The 25,046-nt window shown below is 40.4% G+C and carries 26 protein-coding genes, 2 tRNA genes, 1 pseudogene and 1 other annotated feature; of the genes and pseudogenes, 25 read left to right on the forward strand and 4 right to left on the reverse strand.

Features of this window, described 5'->3' with window-relative positions; translation table 11 throughout:
- Position 1: 1 nt before the first annotated feature.
- Both BA70_RS09230 and BA70_RS09235 read right to left on the reverse strand, forming a co-directional pair.
- The gene (locus BA70_RS09230) at positions 2-193 is read right to left on the reverse strand and encodes a helix-turn-helix domain-containing protein (protein WP_034321122.1); all 192 of its coding nucleotides are present in this window, start codon (positions 191-193) and stop codon (positions 2-4) included.
- 113 nt (positions 194-306) lie between these two features.
- Positions 307-894 carry a hypothetical protein gene (locus BA70_RS09235; RefSeq protein WP_034321125.1) on the reverse strand — a complete coding sequence of 196 codons (588 nt, stop codon included), beginning with the start codon at positions 892-894 and terminating at the stop codon, positions 307-309.
- 157 nt (positions 895-1,051) lie between these two features.
- On the opposite strand from BA70_RS09235, the gene BA70_RS09240 reads away from it, so the two are divergent.
- The 9 genes and pseudogenes from BA70_RS09240 to BA70_RS09275 all read left to right on the forward strand — a co-directional run bounded on the left by BA70_RS09240 (position 1,052) and on the right by BA70_RS09275 (position 7,501).
- The gene (locus BA70_RS09240; protein WP_034321128.1) at positions 1,052-2,575 is read left to right on the forward strand and encodes a recombinase family protein; all 1,524 of its coding nucleotides are present in this window, start codon (positions 1,052-1,054) and stop codon (positions 2,573-2,575) included.
- Positions 2,576-2,606: 31 nt separating this feature from the next.
- Positions 2,607-2,693 (forward strand): annotated as a pseudogene (locus BA70_RS19455) (hypothetical protein); the annotation flags it as partial.
- A gap of 149 nt (positions 2,694-2,842) precedes the next feature.
- Positions 2,843-3,283, forward strand: a complete 441-nt coding sequence (locus BA70_RS09245) for a MarR family winged helix-turn-helix transcriptional regulator (protein WP_003216546.1) — start codon at positions 2,843-2,845, stop codon at positions 3,281-3,283.
- Positions 3,284-3,290: 7 nt separating this feature from the next.
- Positions 3,291-4,109 (forward strand): glutamate racemase, encoded by an 819-nt coding sequence (racE, locus tag BA70_RS09250; RefSeq protein ID WP_149865355.1) that lies wholly within the window; start codon positions 3,291-3,293, stop codon positions 4,107-4,109.
- A gap of 101 nt (positions 4,110-4,210) precedes the next feature.
- Positions 4,211-5,272: a GerMN domain-containing protein gene (locus BA70_RS09255; RefSeq protein WP_034321133.1), complete on the forward strand. Its 1,062-nt coding sequence runs from the start codon at positions 4,211-4,213 to the stop codon at positions 5,270-5,272.
- A 151-nt stretch (positions 5,273-5,423) separates the two neighbouring features.
- Positions 5,424-6,152 carry a ribonuclease PH gene (gene rph / locus BA70_RS09260; protein ID WP_034321135.1) on the forward strand — a complete coding sequence of 243 codons (729 nt, stop codon included), beginning with the start codon at positions 5,424-5,426 and terminating at the stop codon, positions 6,150-6,152.
- Between the two features lie 10 nt (positions 6,153-6,162).
- A complete protein-coding gene (locus BA70_RS09265) occupies positions 6,163-6,765 on the forward strand; it encodes an XTP/dITP diphosphatase (RefSeq protein ID WP_149865356.1) in 603 nt (200 codons plus the stop codon).
- A gap of 14 nt (positions 6,766-6,779) precedes the next feature.
- Positions 6,780-7,304 carry a YfcE family phosphodiesterase gene (locus BA70_RS09270; protein ID WP_034321141.1) on the forward strand — a complete coding sequence of 175 codons (525 nt, stop codon included), beginning with the start codon at positions 6,780-6,782 and terminating at the stop codon, positions 7,302-7,304.
- A 123-nt stretch (positions 7,305-7,427) separates the two neighbouring features.
- Positions 7,428-7,501: transfer RNA gene (locus tag BA70_RS09275), tRNA-Arg, on the forward strand.
- A 277-nt stretch (positions 7,502-7,778) separates the two neighbouring features.
- Here BA70_RS09275 and BA70_RS09280 read toward each other — a convergent pair.
- On the reverse strand, positions 7,779-7,967 hold the full coding sequence (locus tag BA70_RS09280; RefSeq protein ID WP_034321144.1) for a hypothetical protein: 189 nt from the start codon (positions 7,965-7,967) through the stop codon (positions 7,779-7,781).
- A 438-nt stretch (positions 7,968-8,405) separates the two neighbouring features.
- On the opposite strand from BA70_RS09280, the gene BA70_RS09285 reads away from it, so the two are divergent.
- The 11 genes from BA70_RS09285 (at position 8,406) to BA70_RS09335 (ending at position 17,202) form a co-directional block, all read left to right on the forward strand.
- On the forward strand, positions 8,406-8,609 hold the full coding sequence (locus tag BA70_RS09285) for a hypothetical protein (RefSeq protein WP_034321147.1): 204 nt from the start codon (positions 8,406-8,408) through the stop codon (positions 8,607-8,609).
- Between the two features lie 112 nt (positions 8,610-8,721).
- Positions 8,722-9,219 carry a hypothetical protein gene (locus BA70_RS20555; protein ID WP_034321150.1) on the forward strand — a complete coding sequence of 166 codons (498 nt, stop codon included), beginning with the start codon at positions 8,722-8,724 and terminating at the stop codon, positions 9,217-9,219.
- A gap of 314 nt (positions 9,220-9,533) precedes the next feature.
- A tRNA-Arg gene (locus tag BA70_RS09295) sits at positions 9,534-9,607 on the forward strand.
- 565 nt (positions 9,608-10,172) lie between these two features.
- The gene (locus BA70_RS09300) at positions 10,173-10,715 is read left to right on the forward strand and encodes a DUF4241 domain-containing protein (protein WP_275574582.1); all 543 of its coding nucleotides are present in this window, start codon (positions 10,173-10,175) and stop codon (positions 10,713-10,715) included.
- A 205-nt stretch (positions 10,716-10,920) separates the two neighbouring features.
- Entirely contained in the window at positions 10,921-12,159 is a 1,239-nt protein-coding gene (locus BA70_RS09305; RefSeq protein WP_420834680.1) for a Kelch repeat-containing protein, read from the forward strand.
- A gap of 253 nt (positions 12,160-12,412) precedes the next feature.
- Positions 12,413-12,562 carry a teichoic acid D-Ala incorporation-associated protein DltX gene (locus tag BA70_RS09310; RefSeq protein WP_024427820.1) on the forward strand — a complete coding sequence of 50 codons (150 nt, stop codon included), beginning with the start codon at positions 12,413-12,415 and terminating at the stop codon, positions 12,560-12,562.
- Between the two features lie 14 nt (positions 12,563-12,576).
- Positions 12,577-14,082: a D-alanine--poly(phosphoribitol) ligase subunit DltA gene (gene dltA, locus BA70_RS09315; RefSeq protein ID WP_034321156.1), complete on the forward strand. Its 1,506-nt coding sequence runs from the start codon at positions 12,577-12,579 to the stop codon at positions 14,080-14,082.
- A complete protein-coding gene (dltB, locus tag BA70_RS09320) occupies positions 14,079-15,263 on the forward strand; it encodes a D-alanyl-lipoteichoic acid biosynthesis protein DltB (RefSeq protein WP_034321158.1) in 1,185 nt (394 codons plus the stop codon). The genes dltA and dltB overlap by 4 nt, the downstream gene beginning before the upstream one ends.
- A gap of 21 nt (positions 15,264-15,284) precedes the next feature.
- Positions 15,285-15,521, forward strand: a complete 237-nt coding sequence (gene dltC, locus BA70_RS09325; RefSeq protein ID WP_024423191.1) for a D-alanine--poly(phosphoribitol) ligase subunit 2 — start codon at positions 15,285-15,287, stop codon at positions 15,519-15,521.
- A complete protein-coding gene (gene dltD / locus BA70_RS09330; RefSeq protein WP_034321161.1) occupies positions 15,521-16,687 on the forward strand; it encodes a D-alanyl-lipoteichoic acid biosynthesis protein DltD in 1,167 nt (388 codons plus the stop codon). The genes dltC and dltD overlap by 1 nt, the downstream gene beginning before the upstream one ends.
- Positions 16,688-16,782: 95 nt before the next feature.
- The gene (locus tag BA70_RS09335) at positions 16,783-17,202 is read left to right on the forward strand and encodes a YkvA family protein (protein ID WP_034321164.1); all 420 of its coding nucleotides are present in this window, start codon (positions 16,783-16,785) and stop codon (positions 17,200-17,202) included.
- 229 nt (positions 17,203-17,431) lie between these two features.
- Here the strand turns inward: BA70_RS09335 and BA70_RS09340 are convergent, their stop codons facing one another.
- The gene (locus BA70_RS09340) at positions 17,432-18,475 is read right to left on the reverse strand and encodes a lactonase family protein (protein ID WP_034321167.1); all 1,044 of its coding nucleotides are present in this window, start codon (positions 18,473-18,475) and stop codon (positions 17,432-17,434) included.
- Positions 18,476-18,909: 434 nt separating this feature from the next.
- Here BA70_RS09340 and ilvE point away from each other — a divergent pair, with 434 nt between their 5' ends.
- The 5 genes from ilvE (at position 18,910) to BA70_RS09365 (ending at position 25,029) form a co-directional block, all read left to right on the forward strand.
- On the forward strand, positions 18,910-19,824 hold the full coding sequence (ilvE, locus tag BA70_RS09345; protein ID WP_034321170.1) for a branched-chain-amino-acid transaminase: 915 nt from the start codon (positions 18,910-18,912) through the stop codon (positions 19,822-19,824).
- 8 nt (positions 19,825-19,832) lie between these two features.
- Positions 19,833-20,080 (forward strand) — a binding site (T-box leader).
- Between the two features lie 122 nt (positions 20,081-20,202).
- Positions 20,203-21,927 (forward strand): acetolactate synthase large subunit, encoded by a 1,725-nt coding sequence (gene ilvB, locus BA70_RS09350; RefSeq protein ID WP_034321172.1) that lies wholly within the window; start codon positions 20,203-20,205, stop codon positions 21,925-21,927.
- Entirely contained in the window at positions 21,924-22,442 is a 519-nt protein-coding gene (gene ilvN, locus BA70_RS09355) for an acetolactate synthase small subunit (protein WP_034321175.1), read from the forward strand. The genes ilvB and ilvN overlap by 4 nt, the downstream gene beginning before the upstream one ends.
- 18 nt (positions 22,443-22,460) lie before the next feature.
- Positions 22,461-23,489 carry a ketol-acid reductoisomerase gene (gene ilvC, locus BA70_RS09360; protein WP_034321178.1) on the forward strand — a complete coding sequence of 343 codons (1,029 nt, stop codon included), beginning with the start codon at positions 22,461-22,463 and terminating at the stop codon, positions 23,487-23,489.
- Positions 23,476-25,029 carry a 2-isopropylmalate synthase gene (locus BA70_RS09365; RefSeq protein WP_034321182.1) on the forward strand — a complete coding sequence of 518 codons (1,554 nt, stop codon included), beginning with the start codon at positions 23,476-23,478 and terminating at the stop codon, positions 25,027-25,029. The genes ilvC and BA70_RS09365 overlap by 14 nt, the downstream gene beginning before the upstream one ends.
- Positions 25,030-25,046: the final 17 nt, after the last annotated feature.

Below are 25,046 nucleotides of genomic sequence, written 5' to 3' on the forward strand. Positions count from 1 at the left end.
TTTATTTAAATCGCCATTCCTTCTTCTCTTTATCCCATTCAATTTCATTTCTTGTCACAAGGTTTTTCACTGCTGTACGAATCGTCGGCTCATCCTTGCCCGTTTTCCTTTTCAGATCCTCCATCGTAGGGTTCTTTCTGAATCTACTCATGTTGTAGATGATTCGGTATAACTTTCTTTCAAGATCCGTCACGGCGCACCCTCCTATAAAAAAGAATGTATGTTCGATTATAAGTGTAAACAAAATCCCCTTCAAGGGGATTTGCAGGGGATATAATAATTTAAAAACATACCACACCTAAGAATTTATTTAGGTTCAATATTTAATATTAATGAAATGCCAGGAATTTTAGTTAATTGAACAGAGTAATCGCCGTCAATTATACTAAGTGACTCTTTATCATTATTTAAAAAATCATTTAAGTGTTTAAAGTCAATACCTAGTATATGAAGCACAGCTAATGTATTTCTCATTCCATGTTCAGATGATATATTTCCTGATCCGGTTGTAAATATGTTCAGGCGAAAGAAGTTTTTATCTAAATCATGCCATGCTTGAAGGTTAAAAGTGCCGCCAAAGTCGTCAAGTTGCATTAATAAATCTTTTGTGTAAACTTGACCTCCTGCTACATCAGAGAGTTTATAATCCCCAATTTCATCAAAGTTAATTTTTTCATTTTCAAAAGATAAATCTACTTCGTTATATGCACTCACGAATTCATCAATTGTGAAATTAAAGTTTTTCTTTGTATTATCAACGTCATCAGTTTCATTATTTTCTTCAATCTCAATGGTCTCAGAATCTTTTTCTTTTGAAGTTGTAGTGCTACTGCTACATGCACTTAATGTAGTAATACTTATTATAAGTATGAAAAAAAGCAAAATATGTTTCAATTTAAACCCTCCAAAACAAATATTTTCCAAATGAGTCTACCATATTATTCAGTTGGAAAGAGAGGTAATAATGTTTTTTCCAAATTAAGAATATTACGGAATTGATGGTCGGGATGTTATAATTTAGTAAGAACAATTCAAAATTGGGGTGTGTTATATGCATTTCCGAAAAGAATCAGTTGAAGAAATCATCAAATATGACGATTACCCTTATAAGGTCTATACAAGGGTTTCGACAGACCGCGACGAGCAAATAAGTTCTAAGGAAAACCAAATTGACGTTTGTCGATATTGGATCGAGCAACATAACTATGAATGGGATGACCGTTCTGTTTTGTTAGATGATGGGATCAGCGGTACCGTCCTTGAAGATAGGGCAGCAATGAAATACATTTTTTCATTGGCTGAAAAGAAAGAAATAAAAATGGTTATTTTCAAATCCATTACACGTCTTGCCAGGGATTTGAAAGATGCCCTCTATATTAGAGAGATTTTAGTATCTAACGGTGTTCGTGTCGTGACGCTAGAAGAAGATTATGATAGCCTGTACGAAAGCAAAGCTTCGATGAAATTTGAAATGTCGGCCCTTTTCGCAGAGCAGTTACCTAAATCTATGTCCGTAAACATAAGCGGGGTACTTGCAGCAAAGGCCAGACGAGGAGAGCATTCTGGAAGAGTGCCGTATGGTTATATGAAAGAGGGGAAATACCTCGTTATTAATGAAAACGAAGCAGATGTCATAAGATTGATCTTCCACCTATATAACAACGAGGGATTAGGCCAGAAAAGAGTTACATACGCTTTGCAGGAGAAGTGTAAAGCTGGTGAAATACCTCCGCCCAGGAAAAGAAGTAACTGGCAGCTCACAACGGTACAGACAATTTTAAGAAACCCTATCTATTGTGGAGTTCACATTGCTAATAGACATACGACGATAAAGGTAGATGGACGAAAGAAATTCATTAGAAATCCGCCTGAAAAATGGACTGTTTATGAAGATTTCTGCCCGCCAATTGTTTCTAGAGAAGATTGGGAAAAAGCTAACAATAAACAAACAGTCAATAAAAAGAGAAAATTCACACCTTGGAATGAGTTGAGAAAGTTAATTATTTGTGGGAAATGTGGATCTAAAATGGTGATCATCCAAACTCATCGAGACAAGAAAAATGGAGAGCGGACTTATTGGAAATACCTAAAATGTAGTAATTTCAGAAGGGCCGGGAAAGATGGATGTGTGAATCATGTTCCGATCAAATATGAAGAACTTCGAGATTTTGTGGTTGAAAATCTCATTACATTTTCAGAGGGCATTTCACACGACTTCAAGAAAAATGCTCTTGAGCAAAAGGAAAGACAAATTAAAGCCATAAAGGCAGAATTGAAATCTTTAGAGACACAAAACAAAAGATTGTTAGAACTGTACTTAGAAGATCAAATGATTACAAAAGCCGAATTTCAAAGTAAACGGAACGACATTCAGGCCAAAATAACAAATCTTGAACAGAGTTTATTTTCGTTGCAACATGTACAAAATGAGAAGAATTCAATCATCGAAATGAAAGCAGTCATTCAAGAACTTGAAGATAGAGAAAAAGATTTAAAACATGTGTTTGAAAAGCTGATCGATCGTATCGTAATTGATCCAAATGGGAAAATAAACATCTATTATAGATTCAAATGACAGCACGGATAACGATTTGCAAAAGGTACGCTTAGCAAATGCCATGCAAAAGCTAGGAGTTAAAGGTCGTTCCCAGGCCGTAGTCGAGCTTCTGCGTATGGGTGAGCTAGAGCTCTAAAGTCAGCCGGTTTTCCTTCCACATCGGGGAGGAACCGGTTATTTCTATGTGATTTCCTTGAGTCTCTTCTTGCATTTTCTTTGAAAAACGAGGAAAATAGGAATGTACGTTTTAATCAAAGTGAGATGCTATAGTGAGGTATCAATGAAATGGAAACGAATGAGTTCGACCATGTTGCAGAGATTGAAAAATCATTACGCCACATTGCTGCAATTATTAAGCAAAAAGGCAGAGAAATCCTGAATCAATATACGATTACACCACCTCAATTTGTAGGGCTTCAGTGGCTCTATGAATTCGGTGATATGACAATAGGTGAGCTATCACAAAAGATGTATTTGGCTTGCAGTACGACAACCGATTTAATTGATAGAATGGAAAAAAGTGAACTTGTCGAACGAGTGAAAGATCCTTCTGACCGCCGCGTGGTTCGCATTCATTTATTGCCTGAAGGCGAGCGGATCATTCAAGAAGTGATTGTCAAACGCCAAGAATACGTCAGTGAACTTCTAGGGGCTTTCTCAGAAGAAGAAGCCATCGTTTTCAACCAATCTTTAACGAAACTACAGCAGCAAATGAAAAGAAAATGAGGCGATTTTGTTGGATCAACCAATTGGCGTCATTGATTCCGGCGTTGGCGGTTTAACCGTTGCGAAGGAAATCATGAGGCAACTACCAAAAGAAAACATCATTTACGTAGGCGATACGAAACGATGTCCGTATGGCCCTCGGGATGAAGAAGAGGTTCTACAATATACATGGGAAATGGCGCATTACTTATTGAGACATCATCATATTAAAATGCTTGTCATTGCATGCAATACCGCCACTGCCATTGCACTTGATGAAATCAAAGCAACGCTCGATATTCCGGTCATTGGTGTGATTCAGCCCGGAGCTCGCACAGCGATTAAGGTGACAAGTAATCAGCATATTGGTGTCATCGGAACAGTCAATACGATCAAAAGCGAGGCCTATAAAGAAGCACTTCTTTCTTTAAAAGCAGGTCTGACGGTTCGAGGTCTGGCTTGCCCGATGCTTGTCCCATTTGTCGAAAGCGGTTCGTTTTTAGATCAGACAGCAGATGAAGTCGTGAAAGCCTCTCTTGAACCGATGAAAGAAACAGGAATTGATACGCTCATTCTTGGCTGCACGCACTATCCTATTTTAAAAGAGCCGATTCAGCGCTTTATGGGTAGTGATGTGAGCATCATTTCATCAGGTGATGAGACAGCTAGAGAAGCAAGTACCATTCTTTCTTATAAAGGGCTGCTAAACGATTCAGATGAATCACCGGTTCATACATTTTACACAACAGGGCAGCAGCAAAATTTTCAAAACATTGCTCGTGACTGGTTCGGCTACCTGCCAGGTAAGGTCGAGACCGTGTCGCTTGAACAGGTATATCAGCAATAACCCGCTTCTACTTGAAGTGGGTTATTTTTTTATGAAAAGGGTCTAATCCTCTTAGGGAGCTCGTATACATAGTAGTACAAACTACTAGAGGAGGGTGAAGTATGCTGAAAAAGGGAACTACAGCAGCTGTTACGTGTATTGCGTCAGCCATGCTTTTATCAGGATGCGGATTGTTTCAAACAGACCAAGCGAAAACAGAGATTGATCCACCACAAAACGTCACATATGTGAAAGAAAATAAAGAAGACAAACAAACTGCCAAAGGAGGAAAAGAAGAGAAGCAGGCAGATTCGGTCATGAGAGAATTATATTTAATTGATAAAAACGGTTATGTCGTCTCTCAATCCATTCCGCTGCCGAAAAACGAAGGAAGTGCCAAACAAACGCTTGAATATCTCGTGGATGGAGGACCCATCTCCAACCTGATGCCAAATGGATTTAGAGCTGTTTTGCCGGCTGACACGAGCGTATCTGTCGATATCAAAGATGGCACGGCCGTTGTTGATTTCTCAAATGAATTCAAAAACTATAAAAAAGAAGACGAACAGCGCATCCTTCAATCTGTCACTTGGACGTTAACTCAGTTTGATTCAATAGCCAAAGTCAAATTGAAAATGAATGGACATGAATTAAAAGAAATGCCTGTGAACGGCACCCCGATCTCAGATGATTTAAGCAGAGAGGACGGCATTAATATTCAGCACGAGGCTGCCGCTGATATGACATCGACAAAGCCAGTGACCGTTTACTACTTATCTGAATCTGATGAACAGACCTACTATGTCCCGGTCACAAAAAGAGCGCCAAAGGAAGAGGATGATCCAATTACAGCAGCCATTGATGAGCTCGTCTCTGGACCAAGTAAAACAAGCCATTTGCTCACAGACTTTGATCAAGATGTGAAGCTAAATGATATCCCGAAAGTAAAAGACGGTCATGTGACACTTGATTTCAACGAATCTATTTTTGGCAGTGCAGATGAAAAGAAAAAGGTCATTTCACAAAAAGTACTCGATAGCATTGTGCTCACATTAACAGAGCTGCCGGATGTGAAAAGCGTGTCTGTGAAGGTAAACGGAAAGGCAGAGCTTGTGAATGAAAAAGGAGCAGAGCTCACAAAGCCGGTTTCAAGACCAGAACAAGTGAATACAGGTAGTTTTTAACGTCACACATTGATATAATGGAGAAAAAGAGGCATGCATATTCGCTGCCTCTTTTTTATTCCAAGCGATTAGAACCGGTCGAGGTTGTCAAAGTTAGTAGGAGAACCCCGCTGGCACCCGCGCGGAATGTATATTGTAACGGAGGTAAATCATGAGATTAGATGAAAGACAATATGACGAATTAAGAAAAATTGAAATACAGGCAGGCTACATCACGCATCCAGAGGGCTCTGTCTTAATCTCAGCGGGAAATACGAAGGTGATTTGTAACGCATCCATCGAAGACCGCGTACCTCCTTTTTTAAGAGGAGAAGGAAAAGGCTGGATCACAGCAGAATATAGCATGCTTCCAAGAGCAACAGCGCAAAGAACGATTAGAGAATCTTCTAAAGGAAAAGTCACAGGACGTACAATGGAAATTCAGCGTTTAATTGGACGAGCACTCCGCGCAGTTGTTGACTTAGAAAAACTTGGCGAACGCACCATTTGGATTGATTGTGATGTCATTCAAGCAGATGGTGGAACACGGACGGCATCCATTACAGGTGCTTTTGTCGCCATGACACTCGCGCTTCAAAAGCTTCGAGCTGAAGGGGTCATCAAAGAAAACCCTATCACTGATTATTTAGCGGCGATATCCGTCGGAATTGATTCTAAGCAGGGTCTTCTGTTAGATTTAAATTATGAAGAAGATTCTTCAGCTGAAGTGGATATGAATGTCATCATGACAGGCGCTGGACGCTTTGTTGAACTTCAAGGCACAGGTGAAGAAGCCACATTTTCAAGAGAGCAGCTAAACGGACTGCTTGATTTAGCCGAGAAGGGCATCAAAGAATTAATCGAAAAGCAAAAAGCAGTGACAGGAGAAGTCATCGAATAAAGAGAAGGGTTTGATCAGGATGAAAACAGCCATCATCGCAACGCATAATGCGGGCAAAGCGAAAGAATTCAAAGCCATTCTTGAGCCAAAAGGTTTCATGGTCAAAACACTAGCAGACATTGGATTTACTGAAGAGATTGAAGAAACAGGACAAACCTTCGAAGAAAATGCGATCATCAAAGCCGAGGCGATTCAGGCCAAAGCAGGTGAAATGGTGATTGCAGACGATTCCGGTTTGTCGATTGATTATCTGGGCGGAAAACCTGGCGTGTATTCAGCGAGATACGCTGGTGAGCATAAAGACGATGCCGAGAATGTGGAAAAAGTACTGAGCGAGCTCAAAGGAATTGAAAAAGAAGACCGCACAGCCAGATTCAGATGTGCCCTCGCTGTCAGCATACCGGGCAAAGAAACAAAGACGGTAGAAGGATCAGTAGAAGGCTTCATCGCAGAAGAACCAATTGGCGAAAACGGCTTCGGATACGACCCCATTTTCATCGTCAAAGACAAAGACCAGACGATGGCCGAGTTATCACCAAAGGAGAAAAACAAGATCAGCCATCGAGCGGTCGCGCTTCAAAAGCTTTCATCACTGCTAGACGCAAATGAATAAGGGGGAATGAAGCCATGAAGATACTCATCATTAGTGATAGTCATGGACTCACAGACGAGCTTCAAACCATTGCCAAACGACATGCGGCTGAGGTAGACATGATGATTCACTGCGGAGATTCAGAACTCGAAACGAACCACCCAGCACTCGAAAGATACAAAGTCGTCAAAGGAAATTGTGACTTTATGGGCGATTTTGAAGAAGAGCTCCTGCTCCCACTGGATGGTGGCGGAAAACTATTTCTCACTCACGGACATCTGCATGGCATCAAACAATCCTTGCTTCAAGTCTACTACCGTGCAGAAGAGCTAGGCGCAGACATTATCTGCTTTGGGCACTCGCACATCCCAGGCAGTGAGCTGCTAAGAGGAAAGCTGCTCATTAACCCAGGCAGCGTGCACCTGCCAAGAGTGCGAAAAGAGCGCAGCTATGCTATACTGACCCTAGATGGAAGCGAAGCAAACGTACAATTTTACACGGACGAAGGTCTAGCGATACAAGACCTCGAAAACACCGTGACATTGGAAGGTATTTCATAAGGGGGCATATTTTGCCCCCTTATGAAAAAACTTTCGAAAAACCGTTGACTTTAAAGAACAATAGTAATATAATAAATCTTGTCGATGAGGTGTTCATCACAACAGCACACTACATAACAACATGTCCCAGTAGCTCAGCTGGATAGAGCAACGCCCTTCTAAGGCGTCGGTCGGGAGTTCGAATCTCTCCTGGGACGTACTAATCAAAAAGCTTGAAACCCTTTCATTAAGGGTTTCAAGCTTTTTGTTTATTGAAACGTAAGCTCAGACTTACTTCAAATTAGTATTTTGGGAGTGGGATGGGAGCGGATTTATTTTAGGTAGTTCCGTTCCTTAAATAAATAAAACTTTTTAAACAAAGTAAGAATGCTTATTTAAAGGTAATTGATTTTATAACAGCAAGGAATTCAAAAGAACAGTGGGTCTCAAAAGCAGACAGGGAGTTGATTAAACAACATCTCCCTAAATGAGAGATCAATTTTTCTTTTTTCTGTAGTCTTTTACTAAGCTTGAAACAACTAAACTCATAGCACCGAAAGCTACAATATAAAATAAAACATTTGTTACAGGTGTATCAATTTTTCTTAAGATCATCACAAGGGCAATAATAGCGATGGGTAAAGAAATGAATAATATTTTGGATGGCTTGATTTGCTGTGTCACTTAATGACCTCCTGATTGATCCATTGTATAGGTATTTTAGTTAATTTTAGCATAAAGAAGCGTTTACGATTGATAAAACCGTGACAGTTAACTGATCAAAAATGTATAAACTGAAATCAGGTTTATATATAACGGCTGCATCTAAATATCTTGAAGTGAAACAAAAGTAAAGTGAAAAGCCCTTCCAAAATTGGAGGGGCTTTTTTTGTCTTTATTCAGTTACCACAAGTCCATCTGTATATTTTTGGTATATTGCAAAAACAAGTAGCGAAAGGAGGTTTTCATCTATTATGTGTCATGCTTCTTATTGCTTATTTTTACATAAATATTGGAAAGTGAAAGGATATTTGCGATAATAAATTGTAATCATGTTGGATAGTGATTAAAAGTCAACATGTGGACTGTTTGATTTTTGTCTGAATTGGGAGGTGAACTATAATGAATGGTATAGATATATTAGAAGAAGTATCAAGAATTGGTCAATTAATTCTGGTGTTCTCTGGTTATGCTCTTCATTGGCGCTTGTCGAAATTAAAGAAGGAACGTCCTCTTACAAAGTACGAGAGTTTCCTTAAATTTTTTGTCATGCTTGGTTTAATTACTTGGGCGCTATCATTCTTCCTACTATTTATGTGGGGTTAATGTGTTGCAATATGTCGATCTTTGCAAGAAGACTTTAACGCTCACTCAAAAACCTTTATTTCCAAAAAATGTATGATAAAGTAAATAATGAATTTTAAAAGGGGGAGTTAATATGAAAAGTTTGATTTTTTTAATGTTAGCATTAGTTCTAGCTGTGACTGCCTTTGCTCCAGCTGCTTCTGCAAAGACACAAAGCACAGGATTAGAAGGTTTGACAGAAGAGCAAATTGAGAAGTCTTTAAAAGAAGTTGAATACATCTTCACAAAGATTATAGTTTCTGATAAAAAAGGCTTCGTCATTAATGAGAAAGAGCTTGCAAATGCACCTTATTCGGCTGAAGTGAAAGATGGAATGGTCGCTTTTGCAAAATACATGAATCAAGATGTGGTCACTCAAAGCAACACTGTTACGCGATGTATTGAAGATGCAGTTGGTATCGCTAAAGGTTCTTTAAGGCATCTACAAAAATCAATAGACAAGGGAGATTGGGTGGCGGTAGCAGGCGCTATTAGTCTTATGGGCGTAGCAGTTCATCCTACCGTTGTGTTCGTACTCATGCTAACTTGTGGTGCGAAAGTAGCCAAAATTGCTCCTGCTCAATACGAATAAGGATTTACATGTAAAAACACCCTAACATTAGTCAGGGTGTTTTTACGTTTATATATCCATAAATAATAAAGTTGGTATCGCAAAGATCATCCTTAACCCTGAATTCTTTTCTTGGATGATCACGGATCAAAAATGTATAAATTGAAATCACAGTCATACATTACAGTTGCTACAAAATATGTTGAGGTTAAACAAAAGTAAAAGAAAATCCCTTCCTATATGGAGGGGCTTTTTGAAATTTATTTAACGTTATCAATGTTAGTATCTACTTGTCGATGAGGTGTTCATCACAACAGCACACTACATAACAACATGTCCCAGTAGCTCAGCTGGATAGAGCAACGCCCTTCTAAGGCGTCGGTCGGGAGTTCGAATCTCTCCTGGGACGTACGTGCAGATGAAAAGAAAAAGGTCATTTCACAAAAAGTACTCGATAGCATTGTGCTCACATTAAGAGGTTGTTTTGTATTTATTGTTAACATATATTCAGCTTTAGTGTACTTCTTAATCCATCTATATTTTTGTACTGACTTTAATTTTATTTCACCTTTAGCTGAGACATAACCAGATACCATCTCAGCAAACGCTGCAGCAGCAGGTCCAAGTTGCAAAGTTGCGGTTAAGTATCTTGTAATATGAAATATCCCATAGATGGCAGCTGATGCAACTACATAAGAAGGTATAGTGTACATAGAAGTGAACTGTCCGTCCTGTTTTACTTGAGCTTCTAATTCAGTATTTAATAAGTTTTCATTAGTAGCAAATAGAGAAGATACGCAGTTTACTTGTTTTTTATGGTGGAAAAGTACATAATCCCAAACGTCCCAGAAAAACAATGAAAGGAATGATCACTTGTACAACATCAATCCAACACACCTGTTAATAGAAATGGAGAGACAACAAGCAGTCAAGAGAGTGATCAATTATTTGTTAAACAGTTAGGCTATATCGAGATCACGAGCGGTCAAATCGTTGCCTGTGATCCTTTTGTTTCTGAAGGAGACCAATCGTTTACGAGGAAGGCTGCTCTAGGAAAGTATCCGATTCTACTTGTGGTTAAGCGGTTGGAAAGCGGTGACGAACGCGTCGCCTATGCGATGATCAAGTTCACAAACGAGCAAGCAATAGAATGGGAGCTTGCCACAAGAGCAGGACAGGAACTCAAACATTTGAAAGAGGACGAGTTCTACGGTTACAGCGTGAATACAGGTATGGGGTGCTTCATGGATGCTGAGGCAGCACTATATATACAAGCTTATGAGGATAAGCGATATAAAGAGGACAATGATTTCTATTTTTATGAGGAATTTGCAGAAGCGCTTGAACAAAACTACAAGCACACATGGGACTGGCTCGTCACCCGTTTTCATAACAAGGTGGACATTGCCATGTTTACAACAGGCTTCGGTGACGGAATGTACCCAAGCTTTTGGGGGCTGGATGAAAATGGAGAGCCCGCTTGCCTTGTGACGGATTTTCTAATAATGGACCAATGAGAAACCCATGAAACCATGAGTTCTTTTTATTGTTCTAAGATTATAGATTTAGGCAGTTTTGATTGAACTTATTATTTTAAGCGACTTCCTTTAGTAAGTCGCTTTTTCGATGCTTTTTTACTATTAATTTCTCTTAAAAAGATCAATTATTCTATAAAAATTAAAAAACACTCCGATAATGAAGAAGTAAGATAATGAAAAGGGAGTGTTATTTTTGAAAAAATGGATCGTCATGATATTACTAGTAATTCTATCATTCACGCAGTCATTTCAATTGGTACATGCGGCGAAGGATGAATGGAATCAATTAGCTGATTTGCCAACAGCAAGAATTGGAGCTGTAGCTAATGCAGTTGATGGGAAAATATATGTAATTGGAGGATTTAATGCTCTTAACGAAACATTAGAGTATAACCCTTCTACTAATCAATGGACGAAGATGAAAGATATACCTAGTGGAAGAGGAGGAGCAGCATCTGTTGTTGTAGGGTCTAAAATTTATGTTCTAGCAGGAAAACACCAAAATTCATTCAATAAATTTGAAGTATACGATACAAAAAAAGACGAGTGGGAAGTTTTAACTGATATTCCTTTTGAAAGTCCTTCTAAAGGCGCTTATAATGTTCAAGCTGGTGTTATCGGAAATAAAATTTATGTATTAGGTGGCAATGAATTTTTTAGTTATGATCTAACAGAAAACAAATGGAAAAAGGAAGCTTCACCATCTTTTAAAACACAAAGAGCAATTGGTCTAGTTTTGAAAGATAAGTTCTATATTATTGGAGAAAACAATAATGGTGAAATTTTTGAATTTGATGCTGCTAATGAGAGTTGGTCCGCAAAAAAAGGAGGATTCAAAAAAGTATATCTGACTGGAGTTACTTATAAAGATAATATGATATTACCTACCATTTCACCTAATAGATTATATGTCTATAATGATGAAAAAGAAGAAATGGTCAAAGTAGTTATACCTAACAATGATATTCGTGTGGGTGCTTCATCAGTTATTATAGGGGATATGTTATATGTAATAGGAGGTCGCAAATATAATCAGAACTTGAATTATACAGATGTTGCTGATAGAAACTATAAATCGGTTATTTCTATTTCTTTAAAAGATTTGGAACTTCCAAACAACACCGAAACCCCAGGCGACAAAGACCCAGAACCAACCACACCGCCTAAAGACGATGCAACAGATGAAGATGGCGACGCCCTTCTCATCATCACAATGGTCAATGGCTTACAGAAAGAGTATGACCTTTCAATGAAAGAAGTCAACGCCTTCCTCTCTTGGTACAAAAAACGTGATGCCGGAGAAGGTCCAGGGTTTTATGAAATTGATGAGCATGACAACAACAAAGGTCCGTTTGAAAGTAAAAAGGATTATGTGGTATTCAACAACATTCTCATGTTCGAAGTGAATAAATATAAAAAGTAAATAACATCAAAGCCATCTAGTCTAACTAGGTGGCTTTTGCGTTTGTTCGACAGCTTTCACCAATTTTAAGGCAAATTTAAGCTCAGATTTCATTTCAAATACATTAAATCTTTGTTACAATAAGACAGCTTTGCCTAGAGGTACGTTCATATTTCCGACATCTTTTTTTCATGATTTCTTAAAATTTTTATGTTTTGATATGAAACCTTTGGATGATCCGTGCGTCTTTATAAGTGTCAAAAGAAAAGAGGTTATCAATATGCTATTCAAAAAGCTATCAGAAAATAAGTCTGTAAAATGGATAGGATATACAAGCTTTTACTTACTTATTTTGCTATTATTGTTCTTTATTTACGGATTCCATACAGCAAATACGGGATCATTCATTTACAACGATTTTTAATTGGAGATTAAACTATGAAACTATTACACACGATTCATGAATACCAGCAAACGAAACCGACACAACCAGCATTTGTTTCTCAAGATGCTTCGATCACATATGATGAGCTTTGGCGTCTATCAGACCAAATGGCTGGTGCGATTGAGGCAGTCGCAACTGACAGTGCACCTGTCATTGTATACGGTCATATGGAGCCAGAGATGCTGATTTCTTTCTTAGGAAGTGTGAAATCAGGAAGACCTTATATTCCGGTCGATGTCTCAATACCTGTCGAGCGTATCGTCTCGATTATTGAAAGCTCAAAAGCCAGTCTATTGATTAGTGCAAATGAGCAGACCGTTTTAGATGTAGAAGAACACATTCAGGTGAAGAGTGCAGCAGCGCTTTTAGCACTTGAAAAAGAAGCACCGCCATCCACGCAGTGGATTCAAAATGATGATGTCTTTTATATCATTTATACGTCAGGCAGTACCGGGAAGCCTAAAGGCGTTCAAGTAACAGCCAACAATTTAGAAAGCTTTACAAAGTGGATGTGCAGCGATTTTCCTATTGGCGAGGGACGCACGTTCTTAAATCAAGCCCCATTTTCTTTTGACTTATCAGTAATGGATCTGTATCCAGCGCTTCAATCAGGCGGCACGCTTTACTGTTTAGTGAAAGATCTCGTCAATAAGCCGAAGGATATGTTTGCAGCACTTGGTCAATCTGACGTTGAAGTGTGGACATCAACACCTTCCTTTGTGCAAATGTGCTTAATGGACCCTTCCTTTACAGGAGAGCTTTTACCAGAGCTGAAAGTCTTCTTGTTCTGCGGCGAGGCACTTCCTGTATCTGTAGCAAGTGCACTCCTTGAGCGTTTCCCAAAGGCGCAGGTCTTTAATACGTATGGTCCAACTGAAGCAACAGTTGCGATCACATCCATTGAAGTCACGCAGGCGATTCTTGATCAGCACGATTCTTTACCAGTAGGCTATGCCAAACCTGATACAGATATCGTCATCTTAGACGAAGAAGGCAAGACACTTCCTGATGGTGAAAAAGGGGAAATTGTCATCGTGGGACCAAGCGTCACGAGAGGCTACTTAGGTGAACAAGCCTTAACGGATCAAGTGTTCTTTGAATACGAAGGACGTCCTGCTTACCGCACAGGTGACGCAGGTGTGGCGCAGGCTGGTTTGATTACGTGTCACGGTCGTCTGGACTATCAAATTAAGCTGCATGGATATCGGATGGAGCTGGAAGAAATTGAATATCATGTGAGCGAGACAACCTATGTCAATGCTTGTGTGATTGTGCCGTTCCAGCCAAACGGTCATGTGGAGTATTTAATTGCAGCGATTGTCCCAACAGAGCATTCATTTGAAAAAGAATATCAGCTGACAAGTGCGATTAAAAAAGAAATGGCGGATTCACTGCCTGCGTACATGATTCCAAGAAAGTTTGTCTATCTTGAGCAGCTGTATATGACGCCAAACGGGAAGGTTGACCGTAAGAGAATCGCGAAAGAGGTTCTTCTATGATTCCGTTTAGTTCATTCTTTTTCTTCATTCTAATTGGTATTCTTCTTTTGCCGACGATCATTCTTGGTCTTCGCGGCAAAAGAATGCAGGGCTACAACATGTTTGCAACGGTTGTGGCACTCGCGCTTATTTTCTCAAAGGATGCACATGGCGCGCTGCTGCTCTTCTTGTTCACAGTGTGGCAAGTGCTGATCATCCGCTTGTACCTTGCGTACCGGCTGAAAGCGAATCAAGCATCTGTATTCTATATAGCAGTGGTAGCATCTATTTTACCGCTTGTGCTATCAAAGATCTTACCGTTCTTTTTAACTCATCAGCCGCATCACCCGCCGCCAATGAACTGGCTAAGCTTTTTGGGGATCTCGTACTTAACATTTAAAGGTGTTCAGTTAATTATCGAGACAAGAGACGGCTTGATTAAGAAGAAAATTCCGATTCACCGTCTGGTCTATTTCATTGTCTTTTTCCCGACGATTTCATCAGGTCCGATTGATCGTTACCGCCGTTTTGAAAAGGATATGGATACGCCGCCTGAAAAGGAGGCATACAGTGATCTTCTATACGCCGGCATTCATAAAATTTTTATCGGCTTCTTATATAAGTTCATTATTGGATATCTGATTCACACGTATATTCTGATGAATATTCATCATATTAGCAGCAGCCACTTTGTTCAACAGTTAACGTATATGTATGCCTACAGCATGTATTTGTTCTTTGACTTTGCTGGCTATACCGCGTTTGCTGTGGGTGTGAGTTATATCATGGGCATTAAATCACCAGAAAACTTTAATAAACCGTTTATTAGCCGTAACATTAAAGACTTCTGGAATCGCTGGCACATGTCCTTGTCCTTCTGGTTCAGAGACTACGTGTTTATGAGATTTGTGTTCTTTATGACAAAAAAGAAGTGGATCAAGAACCGTATGGCCGTATCGAATATTGGGTACTTTGTCCTCTTTCTATTGATGGGTGCTTGGCATGGACTCGCCCTTCAATATATTATTTACGGACTATACCATGCAGTTGTCATGTCCGGTTACAATTTATTTGAGAAATGGAATAAAAAGCACAAGTGGTGGCCGGATAATAAGGTCACAATGGTTGTGTCGATCATTATTACATTCCATGTGATTTGTTTCGGATTTTATATTTTTTCAGGAAAACCATTTCATCATTAATGATTAAGGGAGTAGAAAATTATGGAATTTAAAAATCAAGTATACGGTATTATTGCAGAGGTTTGTCAGGACGACGTTGTGAAAGAAAATCCAGAGATTGCGATTTTTGAAGAAGGTCTTCTTGATTCATTTGGTACAGTAGAACTGCTTATGGCGATTGAAAGTCAACTAGGAATTACTGTTCCGATTACAGAGTTCGATCGTGATGTGTGGGATACACCGAATCACATTGCTGAGCAGCTGGCAGAGATGAAGTAATGAAAAAGCGTTTTTTTGGGCCGCTTATTTTAGCGGCTGTTCTATTCATTGGTGTTCTTCTTGTACCAAATGCATGGCTCTCACATCTGATCCCAAAAGACAAATTACAAAAGTCAGCCACAGAATTAGATCCAGGGATGTTTCAAGGGCTTTATTTACAAGATGAAATGCTAAAAGATCCAACCTATTTGCCAATCTATGGATCTTCTGAACTATCACGTTTTGATCCATATCACCCTTCGAATTTCTTTCATGAGAATCCTCAAGGGTTTACACCTTATCTTGTTGGAAAAGGTGGATCGCAATCATTAATTCATGCGATGAACTTCGCAGCGCATATGGATGAATTAAAAGGGAAAAAGCTTGTATTTATCGTCTCCCCCCAGTGGTTTGTGAAATGGGGATCTGACGAGAATCACTTTGCTCCTAACTATTCAGCGCTTCAAGCGTTGAATCTAGCCTACAATAAAGAAATTGATCCGGCTGTGAAAAAAGAGCTGATGAAGAGAATCATGACGTTTAAAGCAGTGAAGAACGACATGGTCATCACAGAGCTTTTTAAAGCAGAGCTTTCTGGGAACAAATTTGCTTTTGGCGCGATATCTCCAATTGCGAAAATGTATTATGGCATGCTTCAAAAGAAAGACATGTACTATACGATTGGATCGGGGCATGAGCGCAAGCTTCATCCATCTCCTTCAGTCAAAGGAAAAACTTGGATTGAGCTTGAAAAAGAAGCGAGCGTACTAGGTGCGGAAAAAGCAGGGGACAACCCGTTTTATATTAATCAGAAACTGTTTGACCGTAAGCTAAAACCGATCATGAAAAAGATGAAGGATTCCCGTGAAGACAACTCCTATGCGGAATCACCAGAATACAAAGATTTTCAGCTCATGCTGGATATTTTAAAACAGGCAGGGGCGAAGCCTTTGTTTGTGACGATCCCTGTAAACGGAAAATGGTATGATTACACCGGTTTCCCGAAAGAGGGACGTACAGGGTATTATGAAAAAGTCAATCGTCAAATTCGAGATAACGGGTATGAAGTCGCAGATTTGACTTCACATGAGTATGATCCCTATTTCTTTAAAGATACGATTCATGTGTCATATAAAGGATGGGTGTACATCGATAAGGCGATCGAAAAGTTTTACAAAGAGCAGTAGAATGCCGCGGCTTTCTGCTGCTTTTTGTTTGTCGAATGGGCGGATATCTTGTATAACTAAGATGAAAGGGATATGCTGAATATGGAGGCGATATGATGAACCGTTCTGAGAAAAAAGAACTATTAAAGCGTTCGAAGAAGCATTTTAATGATCATGCCTTTTGGGAAAAGTTAAAAAAGACGGCACAAAAAGCTGGTGTCTCTCTTGTCTATGCTGTGCTATTACTTTACTATACATTGCAAAAACCTGAAGTACCTGTCAAAGCGAAGACCCTTATCATTGGAGCGCTCGGATACTTTATCCTTCCTATTGACCTGATACCTGATACATTAATTGGTGTCGGCTACACAGATGATTTAGGTGCGATGACATTTGCTCTCCTTCAAGTCGGGATGTACATTGATGATGATGTGAAAGGAAAAGCAAAAGATAGGCTGGCAAAATGGTTCGGTGAAAAAACCGATACGTCTTTAATAGATCAAAAGCTTGAGGATGGCGGTATGCCGTCAGCATAAAGAAAAGCCTCCATTTTTGGAGGCTTCAGCGTGTAGACAAACCCTCGCATTCGTTGTCAGTCCTGCGTGCCGGTGCTCACGAATCTCAAATTCGCTCCGCTCCGGTACTCGTCCTTCCTAGACTTCAAAGGTTTTCTATCACGCTGAAAAGAAGACAAATGGCTAAAATAAAGGTCATTTTAGCCATTTGTCAACAATCTAAAGCCTCCGTTTTTGGAGGCTTTTTTCATTATCCTAAAAATTTCACGCAAACTGGATGAGGGACGGTGATGTCTGATTGTAAGACAGTGAGTCGCCCTGTTTCTTTGTCGCGTTTGTATAATACAAGGTTGCTAGATTCTTGGTTTGATCCGACGAGGAATTCTTCTGTTGGATCAAGCACAAAATCCCTAGGCCAGTTTCCTTCAGATGAAGCAATTTCGACAAGACTTAATTGGCCTTCAGCGTCTGCTTTAAAAATTGCAATACTGTCATGCCCGCGATTTCCCGCATAAACAAATTGACCGTCTGAAGAGACATGAATGGCACTGCCTTGATTGTTCTCTGTAAAGTCGCTTGGAATGGTCGTAATGGTTTGAATCTCTTCAAAATGACCATCTTCAAAGTAACGAAGCACAATCACCTCTGAGCTTAGCTCTGTCATCACATATGCCACAGGTTTCGTTGGATGGAATGTGATATGACGAGGTCCACTTCCTGGTTTTGTTTCAAATGTATGAGCGAGCTCGAGTTTGCCGCCTTCTTTCCTATACGTATAAATGCCATCTGTACCAAGGTCAACAGCCACTGCAAATTGTTCATCTGGTGTCAGACCCATAAAGTGGGTGTGCGGTTTTTCCTGACGGTCTTCGTTTGGTCCAGTTCCTTCGTGCTGCGCTTGTGACAGCGTGCTAATCACTGAGCCATTTTCAGCATCGATTTCATACATCTCTGCTGTTCCTTTATGATAGTTCGCTGTAAAAGCTGTTTTCGTTTGACTGTCCACGCTGACGTGACAAGGAGAAGCGCCATCGGCAAGCTCTTGGTTGATGAAACTAAGTTTTCCCGTTGTTGAATCAATTTGATACGCAGCAAGACCGCCCTGCGATCCTTTTTTCACAACAGCGTACACAAATTTTTGATCCTCTGACACGGTTAAATATGTAGGATTTTCGAGTTCAGCAGCGACTTCTACTTGTTCAATCTGCTGCTTGTCCGTATTTAATGTAAAGGAATAGATACCTTTACTGTCTCCCTTTGTATACGTTCCGATATAACCTCTGATGTTAGCCATGTATTGCCCTCCTTCTATTAGATGCTCTCATTCTATCATAAATTCATAGGAAAACGCTTTAGAAAGGCATGCCGAAGGAAAAAATGAAAGTGATGAAATCTGACGATGTTCATCAAAAAGAATGGTTAAAAAATATCACAAAAGTTTGTTCAAATCAGAACCGTTCATGTAAAGTAAATAAATTGAAGAAAAAATACAAAAAATTTTAAGTTTTTTCATTCCTTGTCTAGCAAAGGTGTAAGCGTATACATTTTATTTTGATTAGTCTAAATTGTCTAATAATTTTAAAAATGCTGTTGACACTGTATGGAAAGCGGCGTAAGATGGGTTCAACAAAAGCTAAACAAACACCGAGAACAAGCGTCAGACACTTCAATGTAAAATGTCTGAAAATTCAACTACTTTTTGTTTGAAAGAGAGGGTGCTCACTGAAAATGGAAGACCAAAAGGAACAGTGGATCTTTTTAAACGATGAACTCGTGAAAAAAGAAGATGCGAAAATTTCAGTTTATGATCATGGCTTCTTATATGGTGACGGTGTTTTCGAAGGTATACGCGTGTATAACGGAAATATCTTTCGAATGAAAGAACATTTAGATCGCCTGTATGATTCCGCCAAATCCATTATGCTGAACATTCCATATTCACTTGAGGAACTCACTGAAAAAATGATTCATACAGTTGAAAGGAACGGCCTAAAGGATGCCTATATCCGCCTTGTCGTCTCAAGAGGTGCGGGTGATCTTGGTTTAGATCCTAACAACTGCGGGAGAGCCAACACAGTGATCATTGTAGAGCCGCTGGCCATCTTTCCAAAGCACCTATATGAAACAGGTATTGATATTGTGACGGTACCGACAAGGCGAAATCGTCCAGATGTACTTAGTCCAAAAGTGAAATCATTAAACTATTTGAATAACATTCTTGTCCGAATCGAAGCCCATATGGCCGGTGTGAGTGAAGCGCTGATGCTGAACGATCAAGGGTACGTGGCAGAAGGTTCTGCGGACAACGTGTTTATTTATAAAAAAGGCAAGCTTTATACACCGCCAGGTTATATCGGCGCTCTTGAAGGCATCACACGAAACGCCATCATGGAGATCGCAGAAGACTTAGGCTACGAGGTGAAAGAAGAACCATTCACAAGACATGATGTGTATACAGCAGAAGAAGTCTTTCTGACAGGAACCGCTGCCGAGGTCATTGCCGTTGTAAAGGTGGACGGCCGAACAATCGGTGAAGGAAAACCTGGGTTACACACAAACAAACTTCTTGAACAATTCCGTAAACGAGTGGTTGAAGAAGGAGAAAAAGTAATCTTTACAGATGAAAACATTCACGCAAGCTAAATAGATATCGATAAACGTTGAAGAGGACTAGTAGCTTTAGAGTCAGTATCTACAGAGAGCCGGTGCTAGCTGGAAACCGGTGTTACTTTCTAAAGTGAACTCACCTCTGAGTGTCTGCTTGAAATGATAGTAGGGCAGACCGAGTGACATTGCTTCACTCGTTACCAAAATGGATGAAAGATGTCCATGAGACGGCAGAATGATTTGCCGTGAACAAGGGTGGTACCGCGAAAAACAAAGCTTTTTCGCCCCTTTGACCTAGTGAAAAGTAGTGTCATTGTGGGGTGAGAAGGCTTTTTTATATGGTCTCAAATCTCTATCTTGAATAGAAAAGGGTGAAAGAACTTGACTGAAGCAAGACAAAGAGGAGGAAATCAAATGGGGACAAATGTACAAGTGGAGACGGAAACATCAAAAGCACCACAAACGATGAACGGTGCACTCATGTTAATTGAAGCACTCAAAAGAGAAAAAGTAGAAGTCATTTTTGGTTATCCTGGCGGAGCGGTTTTACCGATTTACGATAAAATTTACGATTCAGGTTTATTTCATGTCCTGCCAAGGCATGAGCAGGGAGCGATTCACGCAGCAGAAGGGTACGCAAGAGTATCTGGTAAACCGGGTGTTGTCATTGCAACGTCAGGTCCTGGTGCGACAAACCTTGTCACAGGAATTGCAGATGCGATGATTGATTCACTTCCTCTTGTTGTATTCACAGGGCAGGTGGCGACCTCAGTCATTGGATCGGATGCTTTCCAAGAAGCAGATGTGCTCGGCATCACAATGCCAATTACAAAACACAGCTACCAAGTAAGACGTCCAGAAGAGTTGCCGGGTGTCATTAAAGAGGCGTTCCACATCGCAACAACAGGTAGACCTGGTCCAGTCTTGATTGATATTCCAAAGGATGTTGCGGGCATTGAAGGAACGTTTGAATACGATCAGCCCATTGATTTACCTGGTTATCAGCCGAAAATCGAGCCGAACTATTTGCAAATTCGCAAATTAGTAGAAGCTGTGAGCAGAGCAAAGAAACCAGTTATTCTAGCAGGAGCTGGCGTTCTTCATGGCAAAGCGTCGGAAGAATTAAGGCAGTATGTAGAGCAGCAGCAAATCCCGGTCGCTCATACACTACTTGGTCTTGGCGGATTTCCGGCAAAGCATCCTCTTTTCCTAGGAATGGCTGGCATGCACGGCACATATGCGGCGAACATGGCGCTTCACCAATGTGACTTGCTCATTTCAATCGGAGCTAGATTTGATGACAGGGTAACAGGCAACCTCAATCATTTTGCCAAACATGCGAAGGTCGCTCATATTGACATCGACCCAGCAGAAATTGGCAAGAACATTCACACCCATATCCCGGTTGTTGGAGACAGTAAGCTAGTGCTTGAAGAGCTGATCAAGCAGGACGGGAAGCAAGGGGAATCAGACGAATGGAAAAACCAATTAGATCAGTGGAAGGCAGAATATCCACTCTGGTACGTCGAAAACGAAGCAGAAGGCTTTAAGCCTCAAAAGCTGATTGAATACATTCATCAATTCACAAAAGGTGAAGCCATTGTGGCAACTGATGTCGGTCAGCATCAAATGTGGGCGGCTCAGTTCTATCCATTTGAAAATGCAGATAAATGGGTAACATCTGGCGGACTTGGCACGATGGGCTTCGGATTACCGGCAGCCATTGGCGCGCAGCTAGCTGATCAAGAGGCAACGGTTGTGGCGATTTTAGGAGACGGAGGTTTCCAAATGACCCTGCAAGAACTTGCCGTTATCCGTGAGCTGAACCTTCCAGTCAAAGTGATTGTTCTCAATAATCACAGCCTTGGAATGGTAAGACAATGGCAAGAGATTTTCTACGAAGAACGCTACTCATATTCTAAATTTTCAGAGCAGCCGGACTTCGTCAAATTATCAGAAGCTTATGGCATTAAGGGAATCAGAATCTCATCAGACGAAGAGGCGAAAAAGCAGCTTGAAGAAGCGCTAACCTCTAGAGAACCTGTTTTCATCGATGTCAATGTAGCGAGAGATGAAAAAGTATTCCCGATGGTTGCACCGGGGAAAGGACTTCATGAGATGGTGGGGGTGAAACCTTGAAAAGAATTATTGTGTTGACTGTATTAAATCGATCAGGCGTACTGAACCGAATCACAGGCCTTTTTACAAAAAGACACTACAACATTGAAAGCATTACGGTCGGCCATTCTGAGATTCAAGATGTATCACGCATCACGTTCGTCGTCCATGTAGACCAAGAGAAAGACATCGAACAGCTGACAAAACAGCTCAACAAACAAATTGATGTCCTCAAAGTAACAGACATTACAAACCAATCAATCGTTCAGCGAGAGCTGGCTTTGATAAAAGTCGTATCTGCACCATCATCTAGAATGGAGATCACAGGGGTCATTGAACCGTTTAGAGCTTCTATTGTAGATGTGAGCAGAGAGAGTGTCGTCATTCAGGTGACAGGTGAGTCTTCAAAAATTGAAGCACTCATTGAATTACTTAAGCCATACGGCATTAAAGAAGTCGCCAGAACTGGCACCACGGCCTTTGCGAGAGATAATCAGCAAAAGCCGCAATCAAATAAAACAATTTCAATTGTCTAAACAAAAGGAGAGAGTCAAATGGTAAAAGTATATTATAACGGTGATATTCAAGAAAACGTATTAAATGGTCAAAAGGTTGCCATCATTGGTTACGGTTCACAAGGTCATGCACACGCACTGAACTTAAAAGAAAGCGGCGTAGACGTAATTGTTGGTGTGAGAAAAGGTGGTTCTTATACAAAAGCTCAAGAAGATGGCCATCAAGTTTTCACAGTAAAAGAAGCAGCAGCACAAGCAGATGTGGTGATGGTATTACTTCCAGACGAACAGCAAAAGAAAGTATATGACGAAGAAATCAAAGATCAATTAGAAGCTGGCAACTCACTTGTATTCGCACACGGATTTAACGTCCATTTCCATCAAATTGTTCCTCCAAGTGACGTAGATGTGTATCTTGTTGCACCAAAAGGTCCAGGGCATCTTGTGAGAAGAACATATGAGCAAGGCGCTGGTGTACCTGCACTATTTGCCATCTATCAAGATGTATCTGGTCAAGCGAAAGACAAAGCACTTGCTTATGCAAAAGCAATTGGCGGAGCAAGAGCAGGCGTACTTGAAACAACATTTAAAGAAGAAACAGAAACGGACCTATTCGGTGAGCAAGCAGTCCTTTGTGGAGGTCTTACTTCACTAGTGAAAGCAGGGTTCGAAACGTTAACAGAAGCTGGTTATCAGCCAGAGCTTGCATACTTCGAGTGTCTGCATGAACTAAAACTGATCGTTGACCTTATGTATGAAGAAGGACTAGAAGGCATGAGATATTCAATCTCTGATACAGCACAATGGGGTGACTTCGTATCAGGACCACGCGTTGTTGATGCAAAAGTAAAAGAATCAATGAAAGCAGTCTTGACCGACATCCAAAATGGAACATTTGCTAAAGAATGGATCGTTGAAAACCAAGTGAATCGTCCACGTTTCAATGCCATTAATGAAAGTGAAAGTGAGCACCAAATTGAAATCGTTGGAAGAAAGCTTCGTGAAATGATGCCTTTCGTCAAACAAGGAAAGAAAAAGGAAGCGGTGAGCGTCGGTGCGAAAAATTAATTTTTTTGACACAACACTTCGAGATGGAGAGCAATCACCAGGAGTGAACTTAAATGCACAAGAAAAGCTAATCATTGCAAAGCAGCTTGAGCGCCTTGGGGTTAATATCATTGAAGCGGGTTTTCCCGCTTCATCCCGAGGGGATTTCTTAGGCGTACAAGAGATTGCAAGAACAATCAAAAACTGTTCAGTTGCAGGGCTTGCACGTTGTGTGAAAGGTGATATTGATGCTGCGTGGGAAGCATTAAAAGATGGGGCTCAACCAAGAATTCATGTCTTTATTGCTACTTCTGATATTCACCTGAAGCATAAACTAAAGAAAACACGTGAGGAAGTCGTAGAACAGGCTGTCTCAATGGTGAAATACGCAAAAGAACGCTTCCCGGTTGTCCAGTGGTCAGCAGAAGATGCGTGCCGTACAGATCTTGCTTTCTTAGCGGAAATTGTAGAGAAAGTCATTGACGCTGGGGCAAGTGTAATTAACTTACCTGATACAGTTGGGTACCTAGCGCCAAAAGAGTACGGAAATATCTTTAAATATATGAAGGAACACGTTCCAAATATCGATCGCGTGAATTTGTCAGCACACTGTCATGATGACCTTGGCATGGCTGTGGCAAACTCACTTGCAGCAATCGAAAATGGAGCAGATCAAATTGAAACAGCAGTCAACGGTATCGGAGAGCGAGCTGGGAATGCTGCTTTAGAAGAAATTGCAGTGGCTCTTCATATTCGAAAAGACTTTTATCAGGTCGAATCAACAATTCAATTGAATGAAATTAAGCGTACAAGTGATGTAGTGAGCAAATACTCGGGTATGATTGTACCGCGCAATAAAGCAGTCGTTGGAAACAACGCTTTTGCACATGAATCAGGTATTCACCAAGATGGTTTCCTCAAAGAAAAAACAACCTATGAAATTATTTCTCCAGAGCTTGTTGGCGTGACAACAGATGTGCTTGTCCTTGGAAAACACTCCGGAAGACATGCGTTTAAAGACCGCATGAAAACACTTGGTTTTAAACTAATGGAAGAAGAAATCAATAAGTTCTTCGAAACGTTCAAGAACTTGACGGAGAAGAAGAAAGAAATCACAGATGATGATTTGATTTCTATCATATTAGAAGAAAAAGTAGCAGACCGAAAAATTGGCTACGAATTTGAAAGCCTTCAAGTACATTATGGTACAGAACAAATGCCAACAGCAACGGTTTCTCTTAAAAATCAGGAAACGCAGGAAGTGATTCAAGAAGCAGCTACAGGTGCAGGTAGTGTAGAAGCTGTGTACAACACGCTTGAGCGCTGTATGGAGGAAAGAATTCATTTGCTAGACTATCGTATTCAATCAAATGGAAAAGGCAGAGACGCGCTAGCAGAAGTATATGTCACTGTTTCAATAGAAGGAAAAGAAACAGCAGGCCGCGGTGTGGCGCAAGATGTGCTAGAAGCATCGGCTAAAGCGTACGTCAATGCAGTGAACAGGCATTTAATCTTTAAATCAAATTTGATTGAAATTGAGAAACATCACGCGATCTCATAGGAAAGGAGGAAGGTTCT

Source organism: Bacillus zhangzhouensis (assembly GCF_000715205.1).
Classification (GTDB): domain Bacteria; phylum Bacillota; class Bacilli; order Bacillales; family Bacillaceae; genus Bacillus; species Bacillus zhangzhouensis.

What these genes read in the sequence shown, in the direction of transcription:
- BA70_RS09335 (WP_034321164.1), top strand. Translation starts at nt 16,783, where the DNA reads ATGAACCGTTCTGAGAAAAAAGAACTATTAAAGCGTTCGAAGAAGCAT.
- rph (WP_034321135.1), top strand. Translation starts at nt 5,424, where the DNA reads ATGAGATTAGATGAAAGACAATATGACGAATTAAGAAAAATTGAAATA.
- BA70_RS09340 (WP_034321167.1), bottom strand. Translation starts at nt 18,475, where the DNA reads ATGGCTAACATCAGAGGTTATATCGGAACGTATACAAAGGGAGACAGT.
- BA70_RS09240 (WP_034321128.1), top strand. Translation starts at nt 1,052, where the DNA reads ATGCATTTCCGAAAAGAATCAGTTGAAGAAATCATCAAATATGACGAT.
- ilvE (WP_034321170.1), top strand. Translation starts at nt 18,910, where the DNA reads ATGGAAGACCAAAAGGAACAGTGGATCTTTTTAAACGATGAACTCGTG.
- ilvB (WP_034321172.1), top strand. Translation starts at nt 20,203, where the DNA reads ATGGGGACAAATGTACAAGTGGAGACGGAAACATCAAAAGCACCACAA.
- dltC (WP_024423191.1), top strand. Translation starts at nt 15,285, where the DNA reads ATGGAATTTAAAAATCAAGTATACGGTATTATTGCAGAGGTTTGTCAG.
- ilvC (WP_034321178.1), top strand. Translation starts at nt 22,461, where the DNA reads ATGGTAAAAGTATATTATAACGGTGATATTCAAGAAAACGTATTAAAT.
- BA70_RS09255 (WP_034321133.1), top strand. Translation starts at nt 4,211, where the DNA reads ATGCTGAAAAAGGGAACTACAGCAGCTGTTACGTGTATTGCGTCAGCC.
- BA70_RS09245 (WP_003216546.1), top strand. Translation starts at nt 2,843, where the DNA reads ATGGAAACGAATGAGTTCGACCATGTTGCAGAGATTGAAAAATCATTA.
- BA70_RS09285 (WP_034321147.1), top strand. Translation starts at nt 8,406, where the DNA reads ATGAATGGTATAGATATATTAGAAGAAGTATCAAGAATTGGTCAATTA.
- dltB (WP_034321158.1), top strand. Translation starts at nt 14,079, where the DNA reads ATGATTCCGTTTAGTTCATTCTTTTTCTTCATTCTAATTGGTATTCTT.
- BA70_RS20555 (WP_034321150.1), top strand. Translation starts at nt 8,722, where the DNA reads ATGAAAAGTTTGATTTTTTTAATGTTAGCATTAGTTCTAGCTGTGACT.
- BA70_RS09270 (WP_034321141.1), top strand. Translation starts at nt 6,780, where the DNA reads ATGAAGATACTCATCATTAGTGATAGTCATGGACTCACAGACGAGCTT.
- dltD (WP_034321161.1), top strand. Translation starts at nt 15,521, where the DNA reads ATGAAAAAGCGTTTTTTTGGGCCGCTTATTTTAGCGGCTGTTCTATTC.
- dltA (WP_034321156.1), top strand. Translation starts at nt 12,577, where the DNA reads ATGAAACTATTACACACGATTCATGAATACCAGCAAACGAAACCGACA.